Consider the following 1650-nt stretch of genomic DNA (forward strand, 5'->3'; position numbering starts at 1 on the left):
GGGCTCGCCAAGGGGCGGGCGCGGCCGCCCGACGAAGATCGCGGCCTCGAGCCCGAGCGCCCGCCAATCCGCGCCCTGCCAAAGCACGGCCGCCCGCGCCCGCCCCTTGGCGAGCCCGCCGGCATACTTCGCGTCCATGGCAAGCGCAAGGTCGTCGGGGCCGGCGTCGGCGGGCTCGGCAACGCCGGTCACGCGCAGCGTCACGTCCCCCTCCGCCGCGGCGCCGAGCGCGCGGGCGATCTCCTCGACCGAATGGCTTCCGTCTCTTCGCATCTTCCGTCTCCGGGCAGGGCCTCGCGCCGGCCACACCGCGACGGATTTAGCCCTGAACCGCGTCCAGAGCCACCCCGGCGGCCCGCATCGCCTCGAAAATCCGCGCATCGCGGCCGTAGACGTCGCGGCGATAGTCGATCTGGCCGCGCGAATCCGGCCAGGCGGTGAAATAGACCAGATGCACCGGCACGGGACGGTCGAGCATGATCGTGTTCTCCGCCCGCGTATGCAGGTGCTGCTCGAAGAGCCCCCTCGGGTCGTCGGTCTGCCGCGCCAGGAGCGCGTAGGCGAAGTCGAAGGGCTGGCCGAGCCGGATGCAGCCGTGGCTGTAGGCGCGCACCTCCTTCTCGAAGAGCGACTTCGACGGCGTGTCGTGAAGGTAGATGTTCCACTTGTTCGGGAACATGAACTTCACGAGGCCGAGCGCGTTGCCGTCCGAGGGAGGCTGCGACATCGAGAAGGGGAAATTGTTCGCCGTGAACTGGGTGAAGTCCACCGCATCGCGGTTCACCACCCGGCCGCGGCGATCGACGATCTTCAGGTGACCCGCCGCGCGCGGGTTCTTCTGCAGCATCGGCAGGTATTCCTTGACGGTGATCGACCGCGGCACGTTCCAGGTCGGGTTGACCACCATGAACTCCATCTGGTCGGAAAACTCCGGGCTCCGCCGGTCCGCCTGGTTCATGCCGACGACGGTCACCGTCTCGAAGGTGACCTTGCCGTCGTCGACGATCTTCGCCGTGAAGTCGGGCAGGTTCACCCAGATGTGCCGCTGTCCCAGCGGCAGCCCGTTCATCCAGCGCATCCGCTCCATCGCCACGAGGACGGAGGCCAGCCGCGCCTCGGCGCCGGTATTGATCTCGGCGAGCGTGCCCTCGCCCGCGACGCCGTCGGGCGTCAGCCCGTGGTCGAGCTGGAAGCGCTGCACTGCCTTCTGAAGCGCGCCGTCGTAGTCGGGCGCCACAGAGCGGGCGAGGTAGCCCATGCGGATCATGCGGTCGCGCAGCGCGATCACCTCGGGGCCAAGGTCGCCGGGCCCCAGCGCCCCACCGCGCACCTCCGGGCCGAACCCGCCCGCCGCGATCGTCGCCCTGAGGTCGAGCATCCCGCGGCGGAGCGCCGCGTACTCCGGTGCCTGCGGCGGCAGGGAACGGACGAAGGCCGCCGGGTCGGCGGCGGCGGCGAAGGATCTCAGCGTCGCCGCGGGATCGCGCAGCGGCACCTCGCGGACGAGCCCGGGATCGACCTTGGCGGGCGTGACGAGGCCGGTCTGGACATCGCGGGCATAGGCGAGGAAGGCGCGAGTCGTCTCGACCTCCAGAAGCCCGCGCTCGCGTTCCGAGCGGACGGTCTGGAACTTCTGGCGCAGCACCTCGG

At 70.4% G+C, this 1650-nt stretch carries 1 protein-coding gene and 1 pseudogene; both read right to left on the minus strand.

Going from position 1 to position 1650, the window contains the following annotated elements:
* Nucleotides 1-273: pseudogene (locus F9K34_RS18990) on the minus strand (UDP-3-O-(3-hydroxymyristoyl)glucosamine N-acyltransferase); the annotation flags it as partial.
* Nucleotides 274-319: 46 nt separating this feature from the next.
* Nucleotides 320-1650: L,D-transpeptidase family protein (locus F9K34_RS18995; RefSeq protein ID WP_291338655.1), on the minus strand; the 1331-nt coding region annotated here is incomplete at its 5' end.

It is taken from the genome of Albidovulum sp. (assembly GCF_008933605.1).
Classification (GTDB): domain Bacteria; phylum Pseudomonadota; class Alphaproteobacteria; order Rhodobacterales; family Rhodobacteraceae; genus Albidovulum.